General features: G+C 62.3%; 18 protein-coding genes. 5 read left to right on the forward strand and 13 right to left on the reverse strand.

Translation table 11 applies throughout. The annotated features are described in order from the left end of the window. Nucleotides 1-16: 16 nt before the first annotated feature. Entirely contained in the window at nucleotides 17-1,186 is a 1,170-nt protein-coding gene (pobA, locus tag ABI_RS11880; RefSeq protein WP_006273234.1) for a 4-hydroxybenzoate 3-monooxygenase, read from the reverse strand. A gap of 99 nt (nucleotides 1,187-1,285) precedes the next feature. Between pobA and ABI_RS11885 the strand changes: the two genes are divergently transcribed. Next, nucleotides 1,286-2,161 carry a helix-turn-helix domain-containing protein gene (locus tag ABI_RS11885; protein WP_006273235.1) on the forward strand — a complete coding sequence of 292 codons (876 nt, stop codon included), beginning with the start codon at nucleotides 1,286-1,288 and terminating at the stop codon, nucleotides 2,159-2,161. Here the strand turns inward: ABI_RS11885 and ABI_RS11890 are convergent. From ABI_RS11890 to ABI_RS11930, 9 genes are all read right to left on the reverse strand, one after another. Then, nucleotides 2,158-3,390 (reverse strand): MFS transporter, encoded by a 1,233-nt coding sequence (locus ABI_RS11890; protein WP_006273236.1) that lies wholly within the window; start codon nucleotides 3,388-3,390, stop codon nucleotides 2,158-2,160. The two genes, ABI_RS11885 and ABI_RS11890, sit on opposite strands and share 4 nt — an antisense overlap. Before the next feature lie 83 nt (nucleotides 3,391-3,473). Beyond that, nucleotides 3,474-4,418 (reverse strand): Gfo/Idh/MocA family oxidoreductase, encoded by a 945-nt coding sequence (locus ABI_RS11895; protein ID WP_006273237.1) that lies wholly within the window; start codon nucleotides 4,416-4,418, stop codon nucleotides 3,474-3,476. Nucleotides 4,419-4,422: 4 nt separating this feature from the next. Then, a complete protein-coding gene (locus tag ABI_RS11900; RefSeq protein ID WP_040309190.1) occupies nucleotides 4,423-5,265 on the reverse strand; it encodes a class III extradiol dioxygenase subunit beta in 843 nt (280 codons plus the stop codon). Next, entirely contained in the window at nucleotides 5,258-5,659 is a 402-nt protein-coding gene (gene ligA, locus ABI_RS11905; RefSeq protein ID WP_006273239.1) for a protocatechuate 4,5-dioxygenase subunit alpha, read from the reverse strand. Before ligA ends, ABI_RS11900 begins: the two co-directional genes overlap by 8 nt. Then, nucleotides 5,656-6,597: an amidohydrolase family protein gene (locus ABI_RS11910; protein WP_245531342.1), complete on the reverse strand. Its 942-nt coding sequence runs from the start codon at nucleotides 6,595-6,597 to the stop codon at nucleotides 5,656-5,658. Before ABI_RS11910 ends, ligA begins: the two co-directional genes overlap by 4 nt. Further along, nucleotides 6,597-7,634, reverse strand: coding sequence for an amidohydrolase family protein (locus tag ABI_RS11915; protein ID WP_006273241.1), 1,038 nt, complete (start codon nucleotides 7,632-7,634; stop codon nucleotides 6,597-6,599). The genes ABI_RS11910 and ABI_RS11915 overlap by 1 nt, the downstream gene beginning before the upstream one ends. Then, on the reverse strand, nucleotides 7,631-8,494 hold the full coding sequence (locus ABI_RS11920) for an NAD(P)-dependent oxidoreductase (RefSeq protein WP_040309191.1): 864 nt from the start codon (nucleotides 8,492-8,494) through the stop codon (nucleotides 7,631-7,633). Before ABI_RS11920 ends, ABI_RS11915 begins: the two co-directional genes overlap by 4 nt. Then, nucleotides 8,491-9,561, reverse strand: coding sequence for a 4-oxalomesaconate tautomerase (locus tag ABI_RS11925; RefSeq protein WP_006273242.1), 1,071 nt, complete (start codon nucleotides 9,559-9,561; stop codon nucleotides 8,491-8,493). The genes ABI_RS11920 and ABI_RS11925 overlap by 4 nt, the downstream gene beginning before the upstream one ends. Then, a complete protein-coding gene (locus ABI_RS11930) occupies nucleotides 9,558-10,247 on the reverse strand; it encodes a 4-carboxy-4-hydroxy-2-oxoadipate aldolase/oxaloacetate decarboxylase (protein WP_006273243.1) in 690 nt (229 codons plus the stop codon). The genes ABI_RS11925 and ABI_RS11930 overlap by 4 nt, the downstream gene beginning before the upstream one ends. 105 nt (nucleotides 10,248-10,352) lie before the next feature. On the opposite strand from ABI_RS11930, the gene ABI_RS11935 reads away from it, so the two are divergent. Together ABI_RS11935 and ABI_RS11940 are read left to right on the forward strand one after the other, a co-directional pair. Next, complete coding sequence (locus ABI_RS11935; RefSeq protein WP_006273244.1) at nucleotides 10,353-11,537, forward strand: LysR family transcriptional regulator; 1,185 nt, start codon at nucleotides 10,353-10,355, stop codon at nucleotides 11,535-11,537. 27 nt (nucleotides 11,538-11,564) lie between these two features. After that, complete coding sequence (locus tag ABI_RS11940) at nucleotides 11,565-11,849, forward strand: hypothetical protein (RefSeq protein WP_006273245.1); 285 nt, start codon at nucleotides 11,565-11,567, stop codon at nucleotides 11,847-11,849. Nucleotides 11,850-11,889: 40 nt separating this feature from the next. Here the strand turns inward: ABI_RS11940 and ABI_RS11945 are convergent, their stop codons facing one another. Next, nucleotides 11,890-12,456, reverse strand: coding sequence for a UPF0149 family protein (locus tag ABI_RS11945; RefSeq protein ID WP_006273246.1), 567 nt, complete (start codon nucleotides 12,454-12,456; stop codon nucleotides 11,890-11,892). Nucleotides 12,457-12,665: 209 nt separating this feature from the next. Here ABI_RS11945 and ABI_RS11950 point away from each other — a divergent pair, with 209 nt between their 5' ends. Continuing rightward, complete coding sequence (locus ABI_RS11950) at nucleotides 12,666-13,166, forward strand: DUF6438 domain-containing protein (protein WP_006273247.1); 501 nt, start codon at nucleotides 12,666-12,668, stop codon at nucleotides 13,164-13,166. 416 nt (nucleotides 13,167-13,582) lie between these two features. Next, nucleotides 13,583-13,819, forward strand: coding sequence for a hypothetical protein (locus tag ABI_RS11960; protein WP_157138875.1), 237 nt, complete (start codon nucleotides 13,583-13,585; stop codon nucleotides 13,817-13,819). Nucleotides 13,820-13,990: 171 nt separating this feature from the next. Here ABI_RS11960 and ABI_RS11965 read toward each other — a convergent pair whose 3' ends face one another. Next, nucleotides 13,991-14,836, reverse strand: coding sequence for a FadR/GntR family transcriptional regulator (locus ABI_RS11965; protein WP_245531343.1), 846 nt, complete (start codon nucleotides 14,834-14,836; stop codon nucleotides 13,991-13,993). A gap of 56 nt (nucleotides 14,837-14,892) precedes the next feature. Then, on the reverse strand, nucleotides 14,893-15,232 hold a 340-nt coding region (locus tag ABI_RS26250; RefSeq protein ID WP_040309195.1), incomplete at its 5' end, for an enolase C-terminal domain-like protein.

Here is a 15,232-nt window from a genome sequence, read left to right on the forward strand (position 1 = left end):
ACGTCCTCCCTCCCCCCTACAACGGCAAACCGATATAATTCTCCGCAATCGCCGTCTGCGCCGCCTCGCTCCCACGGATATAGTTCAGATCCGCCTTCTGCATCTTGCGATCGAAAGCCGACATCCCCGGAAAACGATGCGTCAACTGCGTCATCGACCACGAGAAGCGCTCCGCCTTCCAGATACGGTCCAAAGCCCGAGCCGTATAGCCCGCCAACCCGGCCTCATCTCCCCGACCATAAAACCCGATCAACCCGTCGGCCAGATAGGCCACATCCGAAGCCGCCAGGTTCAGGCCCTTGGCGCCGGTCGGTGGCACGATATGCGCCGCGTCGCCGGCCAGGAATAGCCGGCCGTGCTGCATCTTCTCACAGACGAACGACCGCAACGGCGCGATGCTCTTCTCGATCGACGGCCCCCGCGCCATCCGCCCGTCATCGCCCAATCGCACGGCCAGTTCGTCCCAGATGCGGTCGTCGGACCAGTCCTCGATCTTCTCGGACGCCTCGCACTGGATGTAATACCGGCTGCGCGTCGCCGACCTCTGGCTGGCCAGGGCAAAGCCGCGCTCATGGTTGGAATAGATCAGCTCATGATCCATCGGCGGTACATCGGCCAGGATCCCCAGCCAGCCGAACGGATAGACCTTCTCGATGCAGTGCGCCACCGCGTCCGGCATCGTCCGGCGGCTGACGCCATGAAATCCATCACAGCCGGCGATGAAATCGCAGTCAATGCGATACGCCTTGCCGTCCTTCGTGTAACCCACCCACGGCGCGCCCTCTATGTCGTGCAACTCCACGTCGGCCGCCTCGAAGACGATCGGCACGCCGCGCTCGACGCAAGCGTCCATCAGGTCGATGGTGATCTCGGTCTGGCCGTAGACCATGACGTCCTGGCCGGCCAGTTGGTGCAGGTCTATGCGGAAGGCCTCGCCGTCGTCCATCAGGGCGAACCCCTCATGACGAAGACCATTGCGGTCCATCCGTCCATTCACCCCCACCCGGCGCAGCAGCTCGACCGTACCATATTCCAGCACCCCGGCGCGGATCCGCGCCTCGGTGTAGGCGCGCGTCTGCCGCTCCAGGATGACGCAGTCGATCCCCTCGACATGCAGCAGTTGCGACAGCATCAGTCCGGCGACTCCGCCGCCGACAATGGCCACCTGGGTGCGTGACGTTTCCATGAGATTTCCTGCATTATCGAATTATTGAAATGATGCCGATTTTCGCCCCTTTTCGCCATGCACACAGGTGCTATAAACTTGGACAAAACTGAGAAAGCTATGTCCCCGATTCCGCGCTTCTATCTGTTCGGTGAGCCCCCCCCCCGCGAGGTCGATGAACACTTTCTCCACCTGGAGACCATCGCCGACCGCTCGGCCCCCCTCCAGGGCCGTATCCGCCCCCACATGCACGGCGACCTCAACCACGTCCTGATCGTGACGCGGGGCCATGGCCGGGTCCTGGGCGAAGGCGACGGCCTGGCCTTCACGGCGCCGCACATAGTCCTGGTTCCGGCCGGCAGCGTCCATGGTTTCGACTTCAGCGACGACATCTCAGGCCACGTCCTGACCATCGCAAGTGCTTATCTTGATGAGGTTTTTCGCACGCGCGACGACCTGACCCGACAGCCGCTGGCGCCCCTGACCCTGCCTGTCGATGACCACAAGACCCTGCGCGAAATCCAGCGTTGGGTGGCCCGCCTCGGCCGTGAACTGCGCTGGCAGGCCCCGGCCCACCGCGTCGCCATCGAGGCCAATTTGCTGGGTCTGCTCGCCGAGATCGAGCGCCTGTCCCACCGACACGGCGACGCCCCCTCCGCCGCCATCCCGCCACACCAAAGACTCCTGGCCCGCTTCCGCGAACAGGTCGAACGCAATTTCCGCGGCAACTGGGTCCTCGACGACTATCTGAAAGCCTTGCGCGCTACCGAGCCGCAACTGCGCTATGCCTGCCAGAAGGCCGGTGAATCCTCGCCCATGCAGGTCTTATTATACCGTCGCCTGATCGAGGCCAAACGCCTGCTGCTCTACAGCGACCTGACGGTCACCGACTGCTGCCATCAGACGGGCTTCGACGATCCGGCTTATTTTTCAAGGCTTTTCCGGCGTCACGTCGGTCAGTCTCCGCGCGAATTCCGCCTCAACCGCCGGACCTAATCGTCCAATATCTTGGCGCTCAACGCCAGAACGGTCACCGCAATCCCGGCCACCACGATCAACGGAAGCATGGCCAGGGCGACGCCCTCCGGGCCATGCAGCGGCCCGATCCCGGTCTTGAGGATATAGCCGGCCATCAGCGGCCCGGTGATCGACCCGACACGCCCAAAGGCAATCGCCGTCCCCGTCCCCAGACCCCGCGCCGTCTTGGGATAATACATAGGCGAGACCCCGTTCAGCGAGTACTGCGCCCCCAGCAGGAAGAAGCCGACAATACCGACGCTGATCAACAGGGGCTCGACCGTTCCCGTAAACGCCATACCGCACATCCCGACCAAAAAACCCATATAGGCCAAGGGCATGGCCCATTTGTAGCCGTAGCGGTCGATCACGGCGCCCATGACCAGGGTGCCGGCGACGCTGACCAGGTTGAACACGAGGGACGCCAACTGGCCGGTCTGAACGTCCATGCCGCGCTGGGTCATCAGGCTCGGCAGCCAGTTCAGGACCATGTACAGCACGCTGGAGGTCAGGAAAAACACCACCCACAGCAACAGCGTGCTGGGCGCCCGACCGCCGCCGAACAGAGCCGACCACAGGCCGACCTTCTGACCGCTGTCCGCAACCCGAACAGCCTTGGCATTGGGCAGGAACAGGATCAGCAGAGTCAGCAAAATAGGAATGATCCCGCCGATATAGAACAGCGACTGCCAGCCCAAATCCTTGAAGTAGAGCCGCGCGAACAACGCCGCCGCGGCGCCGCCGATGGGCATGCCGGCCATGATCGCGGTCACCGCCTTGACCCGGTTTTTCGGCGAGGCATAGTCGACCGCCAATCCGATGACATTGGGCATGGCCGCCCCCAGGCCGAAACCGGTCAGGGCGCGCGCCCACAGCAAGGTATTGAAATCGTGAACAAAGGCCGTCGAAAGGTTGAACGCGCCAAAGACAAGCACTGCCATCAGCAGGACATTGCGCCGGCCCCACATGTCGCTGAGAACACCACCGCTCAACGCCCCCAGAACCACCCCTGCCTGCGCGGCGGAAAAGACCTGACCGGCCTGCACCGGGTCCAGCTTGAGCAGCGGCATCAGGATCGGAGCGGCGATCCCCAGAGCCTGGATGTCGAAGCCTTCCAGCAGCATGATCAGGCCGCAGGTGACGATCAGGAACGTCATCCTGACGGCAGAAATCTTCGGCGCCGGCGCCGTGCTGGTTACCACTTCCATCCGCAAACCTCCCGATGGAGCGCTTTGCGCCCCTTTATTTATTATAGATTATAATAAATATGAGGGATGGCAATCCCTCATATTCAACCCTGCAGCTGCTGCTCCAGATCGTGCAGAACCTGATAGCAGGCCAGGACCTGAGCCACCGAGCTGTTGGGTTCTCGGCCTTCGCGGATGGCGGCGACGAACTCGCGATCCTGCAGTTCGATACCGTTCATCGAGACATCGACCTGGCTGACGTCGATCTTCTCTTCCTTGCCGTTCACCAGGTCGTCGTAGCGGGCGATGTAGGTGCCGGTGTCGCCGATATAGCGGAAGAAGGTCCCCAGTGGGCCGTCATTGTTGAACGACAGGCTGAGTGTACAGATGGCACCGTTGGCGGTCTTGAGCTGGATCGACATGTCCATGGCGATCCCCAGGTCCGGGTGGTGCGGACCTTCCAAAGCATTGGCCTTCACCACCGGTGACCCAGCCTGGTAGGCAAACAGGTCGACCGTGTGGGCGGCATGGTGCCACAAAAGGTGGTCGGTCCAGGACCGCGGCTGGCCCAGGGCGTTCATGTTGGTGCGGCGGAAGAAATAGGTCTGGACATCCATCTGCTGGAGGTTCAGTTCGCCGGCCTGGATCAGCTTATGGACATACTGGTGCGACGGGTTGAAGCGGCGCGTATGGCCGACCATGCAGACCAGACCAGTTGCCTTCTGGGTCTCAAGCACGTCCTGGGCGTCCTGCCAGCTATCGGCCAGGGGGATCTCGACCTGGACATGCTTGCCGGCCTTCATGCAGGCGATCGCCTGGGCAGCGTGCATCTGGGTCGGCGTGCACAGTATGACGGCATCGACCTCAGGCAGTTTCAGCACCTCATCCAGGTCGGTAAAGGTGTTGGGAATGCCATACTTATCGGCGACCGCCTTGGTCTCCTCGAAGCGGCGGCCGACCAGCGCGACCACCTCCACCCCATCTATTTTCTTCAATCCATCCAGATGCTTGATGCCAAAGGCGCCGGCGCCGGCCAGAGCGATTTTCATGATATCACTTCCCGTTTTTCAGAATGATGTGGCCGATGGCCGTATTGGAGGCCGGCACGTGGTAGTGCCGATGGACTTCGGTGACCTGGTCGTCCAGCGCGCCGCGCATGATCAGCCACATGACCAGTTCGATGCCTTCTGAGCCGGCTTCGCGGATGTACTCTTCCGGCGGGATGCCAACGAGACGATCGACATTATCACCGATGTCGTTGAGAAAGGCCTGGTCCCAGGGCTGGTTGATCAGGCCGGCGCGCGGCCCCTGGAGTTGGTGCGACATCCCGCCCGTGCCCCAGATCTGCACATTGAGGTCCTGGTCGAAACTGTCGATCGCCTTGCGTATGGCCTTGCCCAGATTATAACAGCGGCGGCCCGACGGCACAGGATACTGCACCACATTGACGGCGAAAGGGATGACCTTGCACGGCCAGCGTTCGGGCTGGCCGAACATCAACGACAGAGGCACGGTCAGGCCGTGGTCCAGGTCCATCTTGTTAACGACGGTGAGGTCGAAATCCTGCTGAATGACGCTGCCGGCGATATGCCAGGCCAGGTCGGCATGGCCTTCGACCGGAGGCACCGGGCGCGGTCCGAAGCCTTCATCGGCAACGGCATAGTCTTCGGCGACCCCAATGGCGAAGGTCGGGATGAAGTCGAGCGAAAAGGCAGTCGCGTGGTCATTGTAAACCAGAAACACCACGTCGGGCTTTTCAGATTCTTCCCATTTTTTGGAAAAGTCAAAGCCGTCGAACATCGGCTTCCAGTAGTCATTCTGGGTCTGGCCAGTATCGATGGCGCGGCCAACAGCTGGCACGTGCGAGGTGGCAACGCCTGCGGTAAGTCTAGCCATTGCTCTTGTCCCACTCGTGCTTGTAGCGATTGCCGTCGGGGCTACGGCCGCCCGCCAGCATCATCTTCAGATACTCGTCCTCGCTTACGCCGGTCATGGTCGAGGCGGCGTACTGGAAGCTCAGACCATCGCAGGAGAAGATCTTGGCCAGGAAATAGATGTTTCCACCCAGCGACAGCATGCGGTTGTAGTCACGGTCGATGACGGCCTGCTTCTGGTCCTCGGTCATCTTCCAGTCGTCGAGATAGCCGCGGTTATCGGACTTGAAGCGGTCGCGGTTCTCCGGCTTCATCAGCGACATGCAGAACTGGTTGAGGTGGTAACCCTTGCGCGACATGCGTTCGTCAAACACCGTCGTGCCGGGGACATCGTCATAGGGGCGGGATTTTGTCATGATTTTAGTTGTCCTAACGCTTCGCTCCGTGAGGACATGGTTTCCTCCGGCCAGTACAAGCGCATGGGATTGGTAACCAGCAGCTTCTTTTGCAGGCTTTCCGTCGTGGCGATGCGCGGGATGAAGTCGACCAGATGGCCGTCGTCGGGCATGTGCGACTTCAGGTTGGGGTGCGGCCAGTCGGTCCCCCAGATGACCCGGCCCGGAAAGGCTTCGACGATGCGTCTGGCGAACGGCACAACGTCGTCATAGGGTGGCCCGGACTGGCTCAGGCGTTCTGGACAGGTCGTCTTGCACCAGAAGTTGTCGTATTCCAGCAGCTTGACGAACATGTCGAAATCGGGGCCGAAGGCGTCCTTCGACACGTCCGGCCGGCCCATATGGTCCACGACGACAGGGGTCGGCAGGTCGGTGAAGAACTTGAAATATGCCTTCAGATCGTCGGCCTCGAAATAGATGACGATGTGCCAGCCCAGTTTGGCGATGCGTTCAGCAATCTCGGTCAGGCCGTCGAACGGCAGAGCGTCAACCAGGCGTTTGACGAAGTTGAAGCGGACACCACGGACGCCGGCTGCGTGGAGGGCGTGGAGTTCGTCATCAGTGACGGAGCGCTTCACCGTCGCAACGCCACGCGCCCTGCCGTTGGAGCGTTCCAGGGCATCGACCAGAGCCCGGTTGTCAGCGCCGTGGCAGGTCGCCTGGACGATGACGTTACGCGCGAAACCGAGGAAATCGCGCAGGGCAAACAGCTGTTCCCACGAGGCGTCGCACGGGGTGTATTTGCGCTCCGGCGCGAACGGAAACAGATGACCAGGCCCGAAGACATGGCAGTGAGCATCGACGGCGCCGGCCGGCAGTTGGAACTTCGGTTTCGTCGGTTTGGCGCACCAGTCGAGCCAGTCGGCGTCCTTGGTGAAAGGCATAGAAAGTTCGTCCATCACAGCCCCCTCTTCTTCAGAGCCGCATCGAGGCGCGGATAAACCCGGCGGGCATTGCCTTCAAACACCTGGTACTTGTCCTCGGCCGAGATCGCCAGGGCGTCGACATAGCGTTTGGTATCGTCGAAATAGAAGCCTGTCTCCGGATCGATGCCACGCACTGCGCCGACCATTTCCGAGCCGAACAGGATGTTCTTCGTGTCGATGACCTGGAACAGCAGGTCGATCCCCGGCTGGTGGTAGACGCAGGTGTCGAAATAGACGTTCTTCATGACGTGGTCGCGCAGGGCCGGCTTTTTCAGCATGTCCGCCAGTCCGCGATAACGGCCCCAGTGGTAGGGCACTGCCCCGCCGCCATGTGGGATGATCAGCCGCAGGTCCGGGAAATCCCTGAACAGGTCGCCTTCGATGAACTGCATGAAGGCCGTCGTGTCGGCATTGATATAGTAGGCACCGGTGGCGTGAAAGGCCGGATTGCACGAGCCCGACACGTGAACCATGGCCGGCACGTCCAGCTCGATCATTTTCTCGAAGAAGGGATACCAGTATTTGTCGTAGAGTGGTGGCGCGCTGAAGTGACCACCCGACGGATCCGGGTTCAGGTTGCAGCCGACAAAGCCCATGTCGACGCAGCGCTGTAATTCGTCGATCGAGCCCTGCAGGCCGACGCCCGGCGACTGCGGCAACTGGCACACCCCGATGAAGGTTTCGGGGAACAGGTCGACCACGCGCTTGATGATGTTGTTGCTCTCGACCGTCCACCGCTTGGACACGGCTTCGTCACCGATATGCGGCCCCATGACAGAGGCGCGCGGCGAAAAGATCGTCATGTCGGCGCCGCGTTCCGTCAGCAGCTTGAGCTGGTTCTTTTCGATGGTTTCGCGAATCTCGTCGTCGGACACCACGACCCCTTCGGGCGCCGGCTTCAGCGGGTCCCTGAAATGCGCTACCTGGGCGTCACGGAAGTTGGTCAGCGGCGCCGGCGCGGTTGTGTAGTGACCGTGACAATCAATGATCAGGGGTATTTCGAGGCTCATTCCGCCGCGTCCTTGTGGGTCAGTTGCTGCCGGATGCTGTCCAGCATGGCTTTGAGATCATCTTGTGTCAGCGCCTCGGCAAAGTCAGGCGCCCAGGCCTGACGCTCGACGGTGGCCAGCGCCATCCATGGCGTCAGACCGGCACCGGCCACCGTGCGGGCGGCTTCTTCCATCTCCTCGGCACGGCGCGTGCCGTGCTCCAGAGTGCGCGAGATCATGTAGCGGGCGTAAGCAGACCAGTCGGGATGCGGGAAGAGATTGTTCAGACTTTCCAGAACCGTGTCCTCGACGCCATAATAACGAGCCGACAGCAGCGACTCCGAAATCAGCGCCTCCAGCCCCTTGATCATGACGCTGCGGCACAGCTTGGTGGCCGAGGCCTTGCCGGGCACGTCGGAATAGAACTGTGCGCCGGTAAAGCCCAGCGCCTGGATGACGGGTGCGAAGTCCTGTGCCCATGGCCCGCCCAGCAACATGGGCGATGCCAGGCGCTTTGGCCCGATCGGCGACATGATGGCCGTTTCGACATAGCGCCCGGTGGCCGAAGCAATAATGCGGCCGGCCGCGATCTTCGCTTCCGGAGAGGCAGAATTGAGGTCCATGTACCAGGCGCCGGCCTTCAGGCCGGACTGCACAGATTGGGCGGCGGCAAGGGTTTGCGCCGCCGTCACCGCGCTGATCACCAGATCAGCGTCTCGGGCGGCTTCGGCGGCGCTGCCGCGGGCGGTGGCGCGCCCGGGCATGTCCAGTTTGGTGGCGTGACTGTCGAAGACAGTAACGGTGAGATGCTCAGGCAGGTCGGCGGCCAGGACCTTGCCGACCTCGCCGAAACCGATCAGGGCGACGGTCTGTATGGTCATGCCCCCACCTCCGGCCAGATGGACGCCGGCACCAGGACCTCGCCGCGCATCAGCATACGGGCGGTGCGCAGCAGGGCCGAGCGCGTGACTTTCAGGGTTTCGCCCGCGCCTTCGATCTCCATCTCGACACTGAAAAATCCGGTCGGATGCTCGATCTCGAAAGTCTTGGAGCCGGTAATGCCGTCCTTCAGCGCCAGGGCCGTAGCGACACTCACGGCGCCCAGGACGCCGATGGCGTCGTGAACGCGATGGGGAATGAAGGTGCGGGTGGAGACGTCGCCTCCGTTGCGCGCCGGCGAAATAAGCGTCATTTTCGGCACCGAGGCCTTGGTGACGTCGCCGAGATTCATCAGCGGCCCGGCCTTTAGCCGGATGGCCTCGACGCGGGCGCGAACGTCCGCATTGGCTTCGATCTCGTCCGGGGTCTCGGCGCCGCTCAGGCCGAAATCGGCCGCCTGCATCACGACCACCGGCATGCCGTTATCGATCAGGGTGACCGCGATGCCATCGATCTCGTCGGCCGCGTTTCCCGTCGGCAGCAGCGCGCCGCAGGACGAGCCGGCGACATCGAGAAAATTCAGCATGATCGGCGCATGGCTTCCCGGCACGCCGTCGATACGGGCAGAACCCTCATAATTGACCTGACCGCCCGGCGTTTCGATGGCGGCGACCGCAATCGAGGCCGTATTGATCATGTGGATGCGGACCTCAGTGACCTCCCCCGCAGCGGCAACCAGCCCGCGCTCGATGGCAAACGGCCCCACCCCAGCCAGGATATTGCCGCAATTCTGCTGGTCGGTGACGATGGCCTTGTCCGGGAAGATCTGCAGGAACAGGTAGTCGATATCGGCGTCGGGACGATCGGATTTCGACACTACCGCGACTTTCGAGGTCAAGGGATGGGCGCCGCCAACGCCGTCAATCTGACGGGCATCGGGCGAACCCAGGGCCGCAAGCAGCACCCGGTCGCGCACAGCAGTGTCGGCCGGCAGGTCGTCCTTCAGGACATAGAGTCCCTTCGACGTACCGCCGCGCATCAGACAGGCCGGGATGGCGCGCTGGCTCATTTGCTGTAGTCCGCCTGGCTGACATAGGTCAGGCCCAGGTCTTTCAGCTTCTGGCGCATGTCGTAGATGTCGAGTCCCAGTTCACCGTTTTCGAAGCGAACCCGGCGGGCCTCTTCGGAGGCGGCGCGGGCATCGGCCTTGGCGGCGATTTCGGACGCCTTCTCAATCGGCACGACGCAGACCCCGTCGCGATCGGCAACGATGACATCGCCGGCGCGAACCAGGGCATCGGCGCAGACGACCGGTGTATTGACATTGCCCAGTGTCGCGCGAACGCAACCACGGGCGTAAACGGCCTTGGACCACACCGGAAAGCCGATCTCTTCCAGGGTGGCCGTGTCGCGCACCCCGGCATTGATGATCAGGCCCTTAACGCCGCGGGCCTTCAAAGACGTCGCCAGCAGGTCGCCGAAATAGCCGTCTTCATTGGGCGACGTCGGGCTGACGACCAGGATATCACCCGCCTGGCACTGTTCGACGGCGACGTGGATCATCCAGTTATCGCCGGGCGCCAGTTCGACCGTCACGGCCGGACCGGCAATCGCCGCCGGATAGATGGGGCGCATTTTGGCATTCATCAAACCGGTGCGGCCCTGAGCCTCGTGCACGGTCGCAACACCATGCCGCTCCAGGGTGGCGCAGGCGGCGGGATCGGGACGGCGGATATCGGTAATGACGACGGGCATGGCAGGCTCCTTGTGCCGTCATCTATGCGCCCGTCGGCAAAACAGAGGTTAGACCGAAACGCGCGCCGTGCTATAGGTTTTGGCTATAGTTGTGGAAATTGCCCGATGTTCCGACACCGCCGCCTGCTCGCCTTCGAGGCCGTCTGCCGCTACGGCAGCGCCTTGAAGGCTGCCGACCACATCCATATGGCTCAGCCGTCGGTGACCGCAGCCATCACCGCGCTGGAAGGCGATGTCGCCGCATCTCTGTGCGATCGCACGTCAAAGGGCATGACGCCCACGCCTGAGGGCACGGTCTTCCTGGCCCGGGTGCGCGCCGCCTTGCTGCACCTTAAGGACGCCGAAAGTCTGATCGCTACCCGCCGCAGCGACCGGACGCGCGTGCCGCTGCATCGCCTGGTCACCGGCGCTCAGATGCGCGCGCTGACCGCCGTGATCCAGGCTGGGTCCTTCTCCGAAGCGGCGCGCCGGCTGGACCTTTCCCAACCCAGCATCCACCGTTCGGTGCGTGAGTTGGAAACCCTATGCGGCATTGCCCTGATCCGCGACCAGCCAACCCCGGAAGCCCGCGAATTGGCGCGCTACTTCGCCCTCTACCAGGCGGAACTGCAGATGGGGCTGGATGAAATCCGGGAGATCCAGGGCCGGGTCGAAGGTACGGTGACAGTCGGTGCCCTGCCCCTGGCGCGATCGGGCTGGCTGCCCGACGCCGTGGCGGCCACCCTGGCAGACTATCCCTATGCCCGCATTCGCATCATCGACGGGCCGTATGAGGCACAGTTACACGATCTGTTGCATGGCCAGATCGATTTTATCCTCGGCGCTCTGCGCGATCCGGTTCCGTCGAAACTGATCGAACAGCGGCATCTGTTTGACGATCCCCTCACCATTGTGGTGCGGGCGGACCATCCCCTGGCACCCGGCTTCGACAGCGACCACGACAAGCTGACGCCGGCGCAACTCGGTAGCCTGGCCTGGATCCTGCCGCGACCGGGCACACCGGGCCGGACGGTGTTCGAGCAGTTCATGGCCAACAAGGGTCTGACTCCGCCCCGTCGAGTCGTTGAATGCGCCTCGCTGGTGGCGGCGCGCGCGCTTCTGCTGCGCACCGACATGGCAGCGCTGCTGTCGGCACGGCAGGTCGAATACGAGATCCGCCAGGGCCTGCTGAAGATCATGGGCCCGCCCCTGACCGGTTCGACGCGGTCGATCGGCATTACCACCCGCACTGGGTTTTCCCCCACGCGCCTGCATGTAGCCATGCTGCGGCAGCTCGGTTTAGACGGTTAGTTAAGACGGATGTGGTACCGGTTTCCCATGCAGCCGCTTCACAAAATCCTTGCGCTTCTCAGCCTGCCCGTTCTGCTGGCGGGATACTTCGTCGCGTTCAACGTCTTCATGTTCGGCGGCCTGGCCATGCTGTTCGCCTTTTCGTCGGCCTGTAGCAGCTACGGCGCCTGCCTGACCGCCAGCAACACGCCCTGGGTCATCGCCATTGCCATCGGCCTTGTGGCCGCGGTCTTTGTCATGGCTTTGTGGACAAAGTGGGTCGCCGATATGCTGGACTGGCCCTGGCTGACCGGTAAGCGTCGTCAACGCTGACCTCACCGGTCAAGGCACGGTTAGGAACCCTGGGGCATTGCTACCCCGAAATAGCACGCTCCGGCGCGTGGCGGGCATAGTAGAGCTGGACCAGGCCCTGCATCAGGACCTCCGGCGCGTCATCCAGCAAGGCGTCCGTATCCCCAGGGCTGAGATCTTCGGCCAGTTGGTCGTCACCGGCGGCAACGCCAGCCAGGGCCAGCACCATGGTCAGGGCCATGGCGATTTCGGACTCTTCGTTGGCCATGGTCTCTTCGACGAACTCGGGCCGGCCGCTGACGGCCAGGCCAAAGCCCTCAGCCCACAGCTCCCACATCTCGTCGCCTTCGTCGTCAAGCCAGAAGATGGGATTGTAGACTTCGGTGCGTAGCTCTTCACCAACGACCTTATGGTGCTCGGCCATCTGGGCAGCCAGGTCGGGCGTGATCTCGGCCTTGCTGCCGGCCTCGCGGATGAGTTCCTGAATTGTGTCGATCCAGCTTTGCGTGGGCACGTCGGGCATGACCCATTGCGCCGTAACGAAACCGTCAAACAGCGACAGGTTCATGCCGGTGGCTTCCATAGCCTCTTCCAGCTTGTCGAGGCGAAGTTCGTTGGGGTCCTGCATTATCGCCTCCTTGGTTGCGTCGCAATATCATAGCGACCGCGGGACGGCTTGTCGCCGGTCAATCGATAAAAAAGCGCGGAGGCGATCGGCGATATCGTCGCCAAGACCAAGCCTTAGGTCGAAATAACCGGAAAGATCCTGCGGCAGGCTCAAACTCCGACACATTTGTGCGAAAGACTAAGCGCAACACCTGCCGATGGAGATTCCCCATGAAGATGTTCATTCCCCTCGCCGTTCTGGCCCTGCTGTCCGGATGCGCCAGCCTGCCGCAGGACACGCCGACGACAGCAGGCGAAACCCTCAGCTATTCGGTTGGGCCGTGTTTTGGGTTTTGCCCGGTCTACAGTGTTACCGTCAGCCCGGACGGCCATGTCACCTATATGGGCGAACGTCATACCGCCGTTCTGGGACCTCAGGAACGGGAGGCTGGCACAGGAACCTATCGCGCCGTGGCGTCAGTGCTGGCCGGCTACCGACCGGAAACTGGGGCCACCGAGCATACAACCTGCGAGTCCCAAGCCAGCGACATGCAGAATTACCGCATCGTGTGGAAGGCTGTGGACGGCACCGAAACAGTGTTGATGCACGATCGCGGCTGCCGGTCGGCGCGCAATGACGAACTCAATAAGGCGATGGAAAGCCTGCCCGGCAAGCTGGGTATCGACGACTGGGCGAAGCAGACGACGCGGCCCGGCGCCGGCCGGGGGTAGTTTTCAGCAAATCCTCACACCGTCCTCATGCCGCTCACCGCGGCGCCGGCTAAGACCGGAGCTTCACAAGATGGAGTATGAAGGTGACGGAACCGGTAAACACAGCCTTTCGTGTCCGCGTCCAGGCGGCCACCCTGCAGAGGGTGATTGAGGTGCGCCAAGCCAACGGGTTGTCCGCAACCGAGTGGGTCTGGCTGCAAACGGACATGCTAGCCCTGGCCGAGCGGATCGAGCGGGGCGTGACGGTGCCGGCGACCGCTTGTCTCCCTTCCTTTGCGTCGACGCCGTTTCACAGCGCAGGAGCGATGGGGGGGAACCACTGAATGGCTGGCCTATTTCGAAACCCATGCGCGGCGCCCGTCACCGGACACGCCGGAATCTGTGCCGCCCCTGCCCCCGCGCTACACGGCCCCCTGGTGCGTGCGCTGCAGTGTTTCCAGTTGGAGGAATCCGGCGAAGGCCGGGTGGCCGGCGAGGCGCCGCGGTCGTCCGATCCCGCGCTTGACGACGCCTTGAAGACTTCGGTCATGCTCTATGTGCGCGAGGAAGGGCGGCACGCCAGGGAATTGGCCCGTCTGCTGCGGGCGATGGACGAGCCTATCATCCGCAAATACATGTCTGAGCAGTTGTTCGAGCACTCGCGGCGGAATTAAAAAGCTTCAGACAAAACCTCTGTGTGAACTGGTCTCCGCCATCCCTTTTCCTTTGCCTGAGGCGATTGAACCGGCAAACAGGGGCCAAAAAGACATATGAATGGCAGATGGCCAAAATTTCAGCGCCCTGAAACCTGCGATCTCAGGCCGCAACGGCGTTCGCCGGCTGCCTTATTCCGCGCTGGAGGTCGCGCGTGTCCGGCCGACGACGGCCAGTCGCCTTGACTTTAATTTGCGGCGAAGCGCGTCCAGTTCCGCCGTTTCGGTGGCGTCGAGCAGGTAATCCCTGACATTTTCGAGATGCCGGCGCATAGCGCGACGTGCCGCTATCCCGCTTCCCGTTTCCAGAGCACGAACGATAGCCTCATGCTCATCCATCCGGGCCTGGTGTCCGCCGCCCTGGGCGCGAACCATAATCTGGGACGCCAGGGGCGACTTAATGCGCAACACCCAGAGATGATCGACCGCGTCAATGAGGGCGCTGTTATCGGTCATCGACGCGATATGGACGTGAAAGGCCCGGTCCGCTTCTTCGGCCTCGACAATATCGTCGGAGTTCATCCGTGCGAGAAGCGCGCGCAGTGTGGTGATGTCCTCGGGTTTGACGGACGCAGCCGCCAAACCTGCGGTTTCACCTTCGATCACGATGCGCGCCTCGATGAGTTCGAAAGCGCCGACGTCGAGATCCCGGCGTACGGCGGCCTTGCCCCCTTCCTCCTCCAGCTTGCTGGGCGCGGAATCCAGGACGTAGATCCCTGAGCGCCCGCGAATCTCGACAATGCCCAGGATTTCCAGCGCAATCATGGCTTCCCGTACGGACGGACGGCTGACACAAAAGGTTTCCGCCAGATCCCGCTCGGCCGGCAGTTTGTCGCCCGCCTTATAAGTTTTCGCGCGAATCTGCGCGATCACCATGTCCGCCACTCTGCGATAAAGTCGATCGGGATGTTGGTCTGGCTGCAAAATGAAGTCCTTGGAAGACTCTATACATGCAATAGATAATGTTATCCGTTGCACTTTTGCAAGCGTACACCAGCGACGGTCAGGGTGGCACCCCGCTTCAGATTACAATCCTACCAGTTCCACAGGGTGCCGTCCTCAAGACGGGCGATCGGAAGCTGAGCGGGTTTGTAAGGGTATTTCGCCGCCAAAGCCTCGTCAATGTCGACGCCATGGCCCACTACCTTGCCCGGATGCAGACGGCCTTTGTCAAAGGTGTAGGCGTGCGGGAAGACCGCGTCCGTCTCTTCCGTGTGGCGCATATATTCCTGAATACCGAAGTTGGGCACCCACATGTCGAACTGCAGCGCCGCCCCCATGGTCACCGGCGACAAATCCGTCGCGCCGTGCGAACCCGTGCGCACCTGCCACAGGGCGGCGAAGTCGGCCACCCGGCGCAGGTGAGTGATGCCA

Source organism: Asticcacaulis biprosthecium C19 (assembly GCF_000204015.1).
Classification (GTDB): domain Bacteria; phylum Pseudomonadota; class Alphaproteobacteria; order Caulobacterales; family Caulobacteraceae; genus Asticcacaulis; species Asticcacaulis biprosthecius.

Excerpts from the sequence above, each read along its gene's own strand:
- pobA (WP_006273234.1), bottom strand. The coding sequence starts at position 1,186 with ATGGAAACGTCACGCACCCAGGTGGCCATTGTCGGCGGCGGAGTCGCC.
- ABI_RS11885 (WP_006273235.1), top strand. The coding sequence starts at position 1,286 with ATGTCCCCGATTCCGCGCTTCTATCTGTTCGGTGAGCCCCCCCCCCGC.
- ABI_RS11890 (WP_006273236.1), bottom strand. The coding sequence starts at position 3,390 with ATGGAAGTGGTAACCAGCACGGCGCCGGCGCCGAAGATTTCTGCCGTC.
- ABI_RS11895 (WP_006273237.1), bottom strand. The coding sequence starts at position 4,418 with ATGAAAATCGCTCTGGCCGGCGCCGGCGCCTTTGGCATCAAGCATCTG.
- ABI_RS11900 (WP_040309190.1), bottom strand. The coding sequence starts at position 5,265 with ATGGCTAGACTTACCGCAGGCGTTGCCACCTCGCACGTGCCAGCTGTT.
- ligA (WP_006273239.1), bottom strand. The coding sequence starts at position 5,659 with ATGACAAAATCCCGCCCCTATGACGATGTCCCCGGCACGACGGTGTTT.
- ABI_RS11910 (WP_245531342.1), bottom strand. The coding sequence starts at position 6,597 with ATGGACGAACTTTCTATGCCTTTCACCAAGGACGCCGACTGGCTCGAC.
- ABI_RS11915 (WP_006273241.1), bottom strand. The coding sequence starts at position 7,634 with ATGAGCCTCGAAATACCCCTGATCATTGATTGTCACGGTCACTACACA.
- ABI_RS11920 (WP_040309191.1), bottom strand. The coding sequence starts at position 8,494 with ATGACCATACAGACCGTCGCCCTGATCGGTTTCGGCGAGGTCGGCAAG.
- ABI_RS11925 (WP_006273242.1), bottom strand. The coding sequence starts at position 9,561 with ATGAGCCAGCGCGCCATCCCGGCCTGTCTGATGCGCGGCGGTACGTCG.
- ABI_RS11930 (WP_006273243.1), bottom strand. The coding sequence starts at position 10,247 with ATGCCCGTCGTCATTACCGATATCCGCCGTCCCGATCCCGCCGCCTGC.
- ABI_RS11935 (WP_006273244.1), top strand. The coding sequence starts at position 10,353 with ATGTTCCGACACCGCCGCCTGCTCGCCTTCGAGGCCGTCTGCCGCTAC.
- ABI_RS11940 (WP_006273245.1), top strand. The coding sequence starts at position 11,565 with ATGCAGCCGCTTCACAAAATCCTTGCGCTTCTCAGCCTGCCCGTTCTG.
- ABI_RS11945 (WP_006273246.1), bottom strand. The coding sequence starts at position 12,456 with ATGCAGGACCCCAACGAACTTCGCCTCGACAAGCTGGAAGAGGCTATG.
- ABI_RS11950 (WP_006273247.1), top strand. The coding sequence starts at position 12,666 with ATGAAGATGTTCATTCCCCTCGCCGTTCTGGCCCTGCTGTCCGGATGC.